The organism is Vibrio sp. 10N.286.48.C11 (assembly GCF_041469805.1).
GTDB lineage: Bacteria > Pseudomonadota > Gammaproteobacteria > Enterobacterales > Vibrionaceae > Vibrio > Vibrio crassostreae_C.
On record NZ_JBFRLK010000071.1, the window covers coordinates 20,384 to 30,250 of the forward strand.

Below are 9,867 nucleotides of genomic sequence, written 5' to 3' on the forward strand. Positions count from 1 at the left end.
CTTATAGGGGAGCTCGACTTTTACGTGACTAAATTTGGTGTAACCTTACGGCTATTTGATTTGCCATGATTGACTCTTGGGTTATCCCTTTTTCCAATTCAGATATTATGGACTCTAACTTAGGGGGGATAAGTTTTGAGACACGATCCCAGTTTTGGTATTGGTCTGCAAACAAGTCTGAACGACCATGTTTTTTGAGAGAACCCATAGATAAATTTGGTAGCAGCATATAAGTCGCTCCCGATGATAAAGCTAAAGAGATACCTTTAGGATCGGTATCAAACCAAGCTATAAGCTCTACGCCTGGAAAAGCCAACGCAATTTCTTTTGATATTACTCCCGTGTCCTTATCTCCTCGGTAAACAATAAGAGGATTAGATCCTATGTCGGTTTGTACTAATCTAAACTTAGAAAATGCTTCATAGTTTTCAACAATCACAACTTGGCTGTGCTCAATGCTCGTCAAATGACTTAGAGCTACCTCAATGTTCATGCCCTCTTGTAAGTCATATGATTTACCATTTATGTTCGTGGACAAAATCCCATAAACTTTAATGACCTTGTCTTTGACAGGACTTGAGCTTAACTTCTCGTTAGGAAAGAACTGAGCCATATCCGTTCGAGAATTAGGGATGGGATCAGTTAAAAGATCAAAACCAGATTGCTCTTTAATCACCTTCCTAATTTGACGTATATCTCTAGGCGTCAGCTGCAAATGTTCTCCTCTGGCGCTCCCAACACTAAAGTCGCGATGAAAAGTATCAAACACGCCACTCAGCGCTACACTGGCACCTTCATTAACCTTCGCAGGAGAGAAGAGTTGCTTTAACCGATTTAAATCACTACCCGTTATATCATCAATAATTCTACTCACAGTTTCCTCGCTATAGACACATCTTCTAAGTGAAGGTTGCCGTAACCTATATTGCTACCTTTTGCTAAATAGGTATAAGACCCGATAGGCTCAACGGTAAAGCCTTTGCTATCTTCGGGAAGCATTGAACTATGGAAATTAAGCACGCTAAATAGCCACACGTCTTTAGCGCAAGTGAGCTGGTCAAGATCTTCCGGTAAGTCACTATTGATTTGCTCGTAATACTCCAAAGCGGAAATGCTGGTTTTTCCCTTACCAATAAAGGCTTCAGCAAAAAAGGTATCGCAATGTGAATCAATGTCCGCTTCAATCAGCTCTTGTATTTCAACATCAAGAGTCAATTCTCGGCGCTCAGCTTCTTCAACAACCGGAAGCTCTTCTTGTTCGGCGGGCTGTGCCGTAATTTTTTCAACAATATCGGCCAATTCCGGCTCTTGGTCCATATCATCAGGATTTGGGTGATGTGCAAATTGAATAGGTTCTGAAAGCCAAAACATCGGAATGCCGTCGTGCTTTGCTACCTCATCAGGCAAAATTAAATCGTCACTTGGTGTCCAGTGTGGCTCTTGATCAATAAACCGATCAAAGGCATTGATCAGGTCCTTATCGCGTTCGCGGTTACGATACTTCAGCATCAAGGCTCGAAGTTGAATTAGAATAGACCCGAGCTCTTGTTGGCAACTACGAATCGCACTGTGCATTTCAGCACAAAACAAGGTGTTGAGCTCGGAGTTATCTCCAGCCATTTCACTCAACAACTTAAAAGAGAAAGCTTTCATGCCACTAACAAGCTTTTCAGCTTGCTCTATAGCAACTTGGTTCTCTTTTTGTTTTTGAGCGAGCGTATGGCCATAGCCAAAGTCATAACTGATACGGTTTCTTAGACGACGACAAGACTCTTGCAAGTCCATTGTGATTTCATAAACGACACCTTCAAGGCTATTAAACCTATCCGCCTCTTGTTCTCTTTTGCCATTTAATTTAGCTTCCAGGTATTCTTGCGCTAAGCTCTGAATTTCTGGAATGCGCTCAGCATGTTGAGTCCCAAGAAATGAACTCGCTTCCGTTTCAAGGAAGTAGTTCATCAATGCTTCCATCTTAGGGTGCACGCGGTAGCCGCGGCTTGTCACGATAACAACACGGGCTTCTTTTAATTTACGTAGGTCATTGGCGTTTTCATGAGTTTCACGTATCGTGCCATTTTCAAAAACATGCGTTAATGTGTCCTTTGCTTGGCTGATTAAGCGAAGCATGTGGTTAACACCACCATGTTTCCCATTGTTTTGAGGGCTCATCAAAAGTCGAACTCCCCTTGGTTCTCGTTTGCTTTGTTAACTGTCTCAACGATCTTTTCATGCGTATCGATGAAATCGAGCACCTCGTAGACAAAGTCTAATTTTCCCGTCATCACATAGAGTTGGCGCTCTTTGTTTACTAAATGAGCCACCCCTTCTTTAACCAGAAATTCGACAACTACATTGAGTTTATCCGCTGCACTGTCACGCACTTTTTTCCGACTCACTTTTGGAAGTCGATAAATACTATCGAGTTTCTCCATCAAGCTAGGAGACGATTGGATTTGCGCACTCAGCACAGGCACATTTAACTCATCACCACCAACCATCACTGCTTCAACTTGAGCAGCCTCACTGACTGTCGCTACGAACTTAACCACAGGTCGAATGATACCGTGTACATTACTCATCAACGCGGTCACCTGACGACGATTGTGGTCGTCGATACTTTTATAGGTAACATAATAGGCGCTGGTTCTGCTCGTACATTGGAGCTCGCGCCCCATAAGAGTCAACGCTTGATTGATTTCTCGGCGTGTACGATCCTCTTTAAGCGCCTTGTAAGCTTCACGATCCGTTGCTGGGCAGATAAAGCTACCACTAAGTAGAGATTCTAAGACTTGTGATACTGGCTTCATGCTTCTACTCCTGTGCTAGTTTCAGCGGCTTTAGCTAACGCAAGTTTGCTTACTTTAGGTTTGTTGAAAATGTTCTTGTAAGGCGTTAAGTGATACAGATACTTAAATAAGTTGGCCGTACGATTATTGCCATCGGGTTGAGCCGCGATAACATTGAAGTTGTGTGCCCCCATCATTTTGAGCAGTTTGGCTTGGTTTTCTGCCGTCAGCTTACCAATCTCATCGGTTGGGTAAGTTATTGATAGTCGACTTGCTCCACGTTGTTGTGTCAGAAGTGCTAAATACAACATGGATTGAATGAGCAAGTTCGTACCATTACTGGCCAAATCACGCATATCTTTATCTGTTTTGGCCGTTTTACGCTGGTTGTTCTCGATGACTTCAAATTTGATGTCAAACAGCTCAGTAGGCTTTTTAACTTTCTCGGCACTAATATGGTATGTCAGTGTGCTTAAAGCGTTGAAAAACTCTTTGGTTGGTAGCTCAGCAGATCCCGTTTTATCCCACTCTTCGTAAATCTCAGAGAAGTTAATAATATCTTGCCAACCTTGTAGTTTGGAAAGTGAACTTTCAACGTTAATGTCAATAGAACCAACCACCGAGAACGTGTTATTGAGCTTTACTTGTTCAGAGATATTACGACCAAGTTTCTTAATGTCACGGTCGAAGCCGAGTAGCCGATGCTTGAAGTCAACGAGCATACGCCCCATGTTGACCGCGCTTTCAATTGTTATGCTGGTCACCTGAGGAATAATGTCATTCATGATGATTTCTAGAATATCTATTCGCTTAGAGTCACTAGCAACAATATCCTCTGTAATGGCGTTTCGGCTGCTTTCATTCCAGAAACGATACAGCTCCCCGTCACCAAGGTTGAGAGTGATAGTTTCCATCTGTTGTATATCTTTTTTACGTAGCTTAGTAAGCCTCTCTAATTCCGGGAGTTTGCTCTCTACATAGCTCAAGAGTGAATTTAAATCGCCGTTATAATCGAGCGCTTCTTGGCTGCCTTCTTCGCCCTCAAACATCACATAGTTAGTTAGGCGAGAGATTGCACTGTCAGCTCGCTGTTTGTGGTTTCTCAAGATAGAGAGCTTCTCATCAAACTCTTTTTTGGTTCGATGAGCTTTGGCTCTCAACTCTTTCAGTTTAGTTTCAAAAGATTCAAACTCTTGATGCACCGTTTCAAGTTCTTTGACCTTAGTATTTCGATCGTCACGTCTCTTAGGATCATCCACTTCATAAACAGCAAGCCATATCTCGTATTCTTTGATTTTATGAGACTTCACTTTTAAGTTTTTGATCTCATTATCAAGCAATTCAATTTCTTCTTTGTAGCGTTGATAGATTTCACCGCTAATACCTTGATCACTCAACCGCTGTTCATACTCCATTTTGATGCGCTGTTTGTTCTCGCCCAACGTCAGAGTACTTTTTTCCAGTAGTTCATCTATAGCTCCGATCGTGAGATCAAGTGATGATTCAACATTGCTAATTTGAGTAAGCCTGTCGTTGTTTAGCTCTAATTTTGCTTCTTCAAAACGTTCAAGCGTTACTGAGATTTCCCTATCAATCAGGGCTATAGCTTTCTCAATCGATTTGATGTTTATATTAATTTTTTCGACTAAGCCCTCTTTTGCACGGGCAATCTCTATTTTCTTGTTTTTAAGGTTAACCTTAGTTTGTGATAGGTCACCCTCAGCGTTTCGCAGTTCATTGCGTAATCGTGATAACTCAAGCGTTGACTGCTTAACAGCAAAATCATTTTTCAAAATTTGCTTATTGAAATCAGCCTCTGCGTCTTCAAGCTCAACGATACGGTCCATCAAGTGAGCCTGCTCTTCCACATCAGCTTTGTTGGTGACACTACAATCTGCTAGGTTGCTCGTATCGATATATAAATCGTACATTGAACCTGAATCTTCAGTCATTGATGGTGTGAGTGTCGTGTCCATCAAAAGCTCATCGGTGAGAACACGACCAAGTGGAGAGCTTTGCCACCCCTGTCGATTAGCCTCCAGGAACGAGAACAAGGTTCCTGAATCTGGGTCTAATCGGTTACTGACTACTTTTAGCCTGGTTTCGGCATCGCGCATATTTCGACGAGTGGCCTCTAATCTTTCGAGTAGCTTTTCACGTTTAGTTTGTAAGTTGACTCCTTCCTTCTCACTCAAAGTTGTCGTGTGTTTTAACGTGTCTACTTGTTCTTGTAATCTGTCCTTCTCAGACTCCAACTGCTCTCTCTGCTCAATGAGAAACTCATCAATATCTGGGTTCTTTAGTCGCTGCTTTTGAGTAGCGAGTTCAGCCCTATGCTCCATAAGAGCCTGAGATTTATCCGCTGTAAAAATCGTATGGGTTTGGGTCAGTTCCTTTAACTGTGGCTGATATACATCGTCTATCTTGTCTTTTTTAACCTTGCACTCTTTCTCGGCATCAAGTTTTTGCTCTGTTAGGTCAGACTTTTCTTTATTGAACTTACTAACAAGGTTTTGTTTGTCTTTCTCATACTTTGCTTTCGCATCATTTACCTTAGTTTCAAGATCGGCGTAACTTTGTCTTTGTTGTGCCACCCTGTCTTCCATTTCTGGCAATTGCTTTAGCTTAACGGACAGTTCTGGATAACCACTATTTTCGTATGTTATAAGCTTGCTGTGATGTACTTCGATCTCAGAGTTAATACTTGTGATAGAGCGTTGAAGAGCGCTCTTTTGAACCTCTTTATCAAGCTTATCTTGATTAATTTCGCCAATCTGCTTGTCACTGTTTTCAAGAAAATCTGAGCGCTCGATTTCGGTTTTCTTAAGAGATTCATCAAGGCTTTCAGAGGCTTCACGAATGATTGTTAAGGCATTGGCGAGCTGAGTGGTTAGATAGGCAATCTGCTTATTGTTCGCAATAGCTTCAATGAACGCTTCTTTTTTGGCTAGGAACGCTGTTAGGCCGTTGTAGTCATCACACCATTGTTCAATTCTGTTTGCATCCACACCAAACTCTAATGTGCTATTTCCTTGCTCGAGGATATCCAGGAAAAGCGCCTTTGTGTCGGCCATATTGAATTCACCTTGAATCAACGCCGCTGTGATTTTTTCAATGTGACGGACATCATGACGACCAGAGCACAAAGAGTAGCTCAGGAACTGATTGCTCAAATTCCCTGCATTAATATTTTGGATAATTTCGCGGTACTCTTTGACGCTAGTAATACGCGACTCGTATTCTAAGCCGTTAGCGTTCAGCTCCGCGGCCAGCTTTGTACAGCCGATAGCGTAAGGCTTATCTTCGCTGTCTTGTTTAATGATCACTGACTGCTCAAACTGACCTTTAACGAAAAGGTAAACAATGCCACCTTTAGTACTAAGGTTTCGATAACAAATGACATGAGCAACTTGACCACGAGCAGTAATGTACTCGAAAACAATATAACTGTTGTTGTGTGGTAAATACCATTCTGCAAAGGGCTTATTGACATTCGATTTCCTGACGATCTGCGTGCCAGTCGCTCCATAAAAGAACGGAATGAGCCTTAAAAGTGATGTTTTGCCTTCTCCGTTACCGCCAGTGATCTGAGTGGGAGCGTCAAAAGAATACTCAGAAAACATCTTGTTTTTCTGATAAGAATTTATTGCGATAACTTTGGTCAATCCGGCATACATCATCGTATCTATCTCGAGTTATGTTGTTTTTCTTGACTGAAAATCAACCAGTTTGAATTTGTGGCCACTAAATCAGGTTACAGCTTTCAATACCATCGACTCTCTCACAGTAAAGATTCCTGACTTTTCTTGCCCTTGCCAATATCCACAATAAATATATGTACTTTTTCACTACATGTATATACTGTATACATCAACATGTAACATTTATGAGCACGAACATGAGTCAAGCAGATATCAAATGGGACCAACAAGTACGATTTCGACTAATTGAGATCATTGCTCTTTGGGAGGGTCGACTGACGACAAATCACCTATGTGATGCTTTTCACATAGGGAGACAACAAGCTTCTAGGGATATCAACAAGTACATTAGCTTAACTGACCAAGGTCAATTGATACTGGATAGAACAATTAAAGGCTATAGGCCAGCAGACAACTTTAAGCCTTTATTTACTCAAGGCACTGCTCATGAGTATCTACTTATGCTTCATCAGCAATATAACCAAGAAGAGACCTTCGAGTTCTTTAATTGGGGGGAAGCTCAATCGACCGTATTGAACGTTCCTGAAAGGGCTATATCACCAAGCATTGTTCGAGGATTAATTGCGGCAGCAAGGGCTAACCTTCGAGTCGATATTGACTATGTATCGCTCTCTACACCTGAGGTTCGAGGTCGAATTATTGCGCCTCACAGCTTAGTCTATGATGGGATCAGGTGGCATGTAAGAGCATATTGTGAAGAGAAAAATGAATTTCGAGATTTCGTGTTAAGTCGCTTTAGGAACGAACCTGACTTAATGGATAAGTCACCAAAAATGCGAGAACATGATGACAACTGGAACCATCAAGTTAAGTTAACGATTACACCTAATCCTTACTTGTCTGAGCAACAACAAGTTGTTGTTGCTGACGACTACGCTATGAAAAACAAGAAGATGGAAATAGTAACTCGTGGAGCTTTAGTCAATTATTACTTGCGACGTATGAGCGTCATACAAGACCAAAAGCTGCTAAAAGAACAACCAGAAGCCTATCAATTGACTGCTCACTTTGACGAAAGTCTACCTAGATAAATCAAGGTTCGTTCGAGACAACCCGATAAGATTGCTGATGTTCTAGATGGAACATTATCTGTCTAGTCGAAACTAGGGCTGACTGTATTTATGGTGTAAAGATCCATGAATAAACGCTCCTTGCTGAATGCTTTAAAACAGCAGCCTACACCTATTGTAAAGTGACGACTAAAAACACCCTACATTTCACTCGATAAGTTTTTAGCTAATATTCCTTTTCTGATACCAAATAACCTCTGACACATCACAATCAAAGTACTGACACAAAGCATCAAGAGTTTTTGTGGTTGTAGTGTACCCTTCGTCTCGAATCATTTTCGCCATGGCCGAACGCTGAATACCTATTTCGGCAGCAATTTGAGCTCCAGAGATCTTCCGTCCCTCTTCCGCTGATTTTTTATCTATAAGTTCCTTTAAGTTATATCTAATCACACATCAATTCCTAAAAGATATAATAATGTGTCTTGATAAAACACAAACAATGGAGGTCAAATGGACCAATTATTACTTACAGCAAAAGAGCTTGCAGGTCGTATCAAATTTAGCGCCAACTATATCAATTCGACTCTGCGAGATTCAATTTTCATCGAAGGTAAACACTACATTCGACCATTCAATGGTAGAAAAATTCTCTACATTTGGGAAGAGGTAGAGGCAGAATTATACCAATCTGCATCACGTAACCTTCAGTATATTCCAATGGCTGGCGGGAGGGTGTGTCATGGGTAGTATCAATTCACGTAGCGGTAAGCTCTATCTCGACTTCCGATATGAAGGTATGCGTTGCCGTGAGCAAACTGCACTGCCTGCAACTCAAGTAAACCAACGCAAGCTACAGAAACTGCTAAATCAAATTGAAGCGGACATTCGCCTGAGTTGTTTTGTATATAGTGAGTACTTCCCTGAGTCTAAGAAAGCTCAAACATTTTTGAAACAAGACATCCAAGCTCAAAAACGCAAACAGGAATTACTTGGTAATTACAAAACGGCAGTACAAGGGCTACAAGGAATTGAAACTGTCTTGTTCGAAAGCTTCGCACAGGAGTGGTACGACGAAAACGAAGTGCGTTGGAAAGAAAGCTATAAGGACAGTATGAAGATCTACTTATGGTCGTACCTTGTACCTCACTTCGGGCATTTAGACGTCGCGAAGATCTCTCGACCTGACATCTTAAAGTACCGTGCTTCTTTAGTGAAACCGCGTAACAACGGCAAAAAATTATCTGCCGAGTTCATTAATCATGTCATGACACCACTGCGCATGATTTTGAGCGAAGCCGGAGATCGCTATGATTTTCGTTCGACGTTTGAAAACATCAAACCACTACGTGTTGAACGCACTAATGTAAACCCGTTTGATTTTAACGAAGTGAACTTGTTTTTATCATCGGTACGTTCCGATTTTAAAGATTACTTCACCGTTCGTTTCTTCACCGGAATGCGTACCTCAGAGATCGATGGTCTGAAATGGAAGTACGTAGATTTTGAGCGTGGTTTAATTTCAGTTCGAGAAACGTTTGTACACGGCCGTTCAGACACAACGAAAACGGTGGGTTCAACAAGAGACATTCAAATGTCATCTGTTGTACTTAAAGCTATAAAATCCCAATACAAAGTGACTGGTACTAAGGAGTATGTGTTCTGCAATGCAGCTGGAAACCCTTTAGATAAAGGTAACGTCAGAGACCGAATCTGGAAGCCGACACTTAAAAACTTGGGAATGGAATATCGCCGCCCTTATGAGACTCGACATACGGCTGCAACATTATGGTTAGCAGCCGGAGAAGCACCTGAGTGGATAGCTCGCCAAATGGGCCATACCACTACAAAGATGCTGTTCACAGTTTACAGCCGATATATACCAAACCTAACCAGGCAAGACGGCAGTGCTTTTGAAAAGTTATTAGATGCTAATTTAAATGGAGGGAAGTAAATGGCTTATTCACCTCTAGCTATTCACTGCACCAGTTTGTGCTGTGACATTCTTCAGGCTCAGCGTTTTCAGAAAATCTCTCATCAAGATATTGATTGGCTATACGATGAAATTTACGAACTTATCAAGCAACGTACTGAACTGTGGCCAGATAAATTCCATCATGAACATGTCTTTATTGATTCAGTCACGCGCGGTGTACTAAAAGCACTACATCTATGTAAAGACAAGCCAAATAATCGAGATGCCAGTTGGCTGTTGATTGCAATGCAATCACGGATCAGTTTTTCTTTGAAGCAATTGCATTAATGAGAGCTACTCAAAAAAGAGCCAAATGAACCGTAAGCGTGTCACGAACCCCGCATTCTAATTAACCAGCACGAAGAATAAGATCA

General features: G+C 41.5%; 9 protein-coding genes. 4 read left to right on the forward strand and 5 right to left on the reverse strand.

Going from position 1 to position 9,867, the window contains the following annotated elements:
- Positions 1-28 precede the first annotated feature (28 nt).
- The 4 genes from AB4209_RS16935 to AB4209_RS16950 are packed head-to-tail and all read right to left on the reverse strand — an operon-like array spanning position 29 to position 6,466.
- Entirely contained in the window at positions 29-874 is an 846-nt protein-coding gene (locus AB4209_RS16935) for a hypothetical protein (protein WP_372056565.1), read from the reverse strand.
- A complete protein-coding gene (locus tag AB4209_RS16940; RefSeq protein ID WP_102393893.1) occupies positions 871-2,169 on the reverse strand; it encodes a hypothetical protein in 1,299 nt (432 codons plus the stop codon). The genes AB4209_RS16935 and AB4209_RS16940 overlap by 4 nt, the downstream gene beginning before the upstream one ends.
- A complete protein-coding gene (locus tag AB4209_RS16945) occupies positions 2,169-2,807 on the reverse strand; it encodes a hypothetical protein (protein ID WP_372056567.1) in 639 nt (212 codons plus the stop codon). Before AB4209_RS16945 ends, AB4209_RS16940 begins: the two co-directional genes overlap by 1 nt.
- Positions 2,804-6,466, reverse strand: coding sequence for an ATP-binding protein (locus AB4209_RS16950; RefSeq protein WP_372056569.1), 3,663 nt, complete (start codon positions 6,464-6,466; stop codon positions 2,804-2,806). The genes AB4209_RS16945 and AB4209_RS16950 overlap by 4 nt, the downstream gene beginning before the upstream one ends.
- A 218-nt stretch (positions 6,467-6,684) precedes the next feature.
- Between AB4209_RS16950 and AB4209_RS16955 the strand changes: the two genes are divergently transcribed.
- Positions 6,685-7,539 (forward strand): WYL domain-containing protein, encoded by an 855-nt coding sequence (locus tag AB4209_RS16955; RefSeq protein ID WP_372056571.1) that lies wholly within the window; start codon positions 6,685-6,687, stop codon positions 7,537-7,539.
- Positions 7,540-7,740: 201 nt separating this feature from the next.
- Here the strand turns inward: AB4209_RS16955 and AB4209_RS16960 are convergent, their stop codons facing one another.
- Complete coding sequence (locus AB4209_RS16960; RefSeq protein WP_102393890.1) at positions 7,741-7,971, reverse strand: helix-turn-helix transcriptional regulator; 231 nt, start codon at positions 7,969-7,971, stop codon at positions 7,741-7,743.
- A 60-nt stretch (positions 7,972-8,031) separates the two neighbouring features.
- Here AB4209_RS16960 and AB4209_RS16965 point away from each other — a divergent pair, with 60 nt between their 5' ends.
- From AB4209_RS16965 to AB4209_RS16975, 3 genes are read left to right on the forward strand one after another with little or no spacing between them, the layout of a single operon-like run.
- The gene (locus AB4209_RS16965; protein ID WP_102321027.1) at positions 8,032-8,268 is read left to right on the forward strand and encodes a hypothetical protein; all 237 of its coding nucleotides are present in this window, start codon (positions 8,032-8,034) and stop codon (positions 8,266-8,268) included.
- Entirely contained in the window at positions 8,261-9,472 is a 1,212-nt protein-coding gene (locus AB4209_RS16970) for an Arm DNA-binding domain-containing protein (protein ID WP_372056573.1), read from the forward strand. Before AB4209_RS16965 ends, AB4209_RS16970 begins: the two co-directional genes overlap by 8 nt.
- A complete protein-coding gene (locus AB4209_RS16975) occupies positions 9,473-9,781 on the forward strand; it encodes a hypothetical protein (protein WP_102321029.1) in 309 nt (102 codons plus the stop codon). It abuts the gene before it with no gap.
- Positions 9,782-9,867: the final 86 nt, after the last annotated feature.